Here is a 405-nt window from a genome sequence, read left to right on the forward strand (position 1 = left end):
AATTTAAGGCGAAGAATTTCTTTGAGTTTTCTCACAGTGATAGGCCTCGCAGACATGCACGTTCCTCTGTTGGAGCAGATGGGAAAGTGCGGGTTTAACGAAGCGGGAAGAAAAAGTCACCAATAACATGGATGCCGATCATGGTTTCCCATCGAGGGTAAAAAGTGATCGGCTTGGGATGTTATTGAGTGATCGGCATGGATGTTATTACGTGATCGGCATGAATGTTATTGAGCGATCGCCATGCGTGGGAATATGCAACTGATGAAATAACGCTGCTCTATGGTAATTTTTTGCATATTTTCAACGCGATAGGAGATGGCCACGCCAATGCTGTGCAACTGTTTCCAATGAGGAAACTGGGCGGCCAACTCGCCCGCCGCCATGACATGGTACTCACGACCA

Annotated in this window: 1 pseudogene; it reads right to left on the bottom strand. The window is 47.2% G+C overall.

Annotated elements, in window-relative coordinates:
* Nucleotides 1-260: 260 nt before the first annotated feature.
* Nucleotides 261-405, bottom strand: a pseudogene (locus MUW49_RS05870) (ISAs1 family transposase); the annotation flags it as partial.

Source organism: Aeromonas sp. LsrichE-8G (assembly GCF_022869435.1).
GTDB lineage: Bacteria > Pseudomonadota > Gammaproteobacteria > Enterobacterales > Aeromonadaceae > Aeromonas > Aeromonas caviae.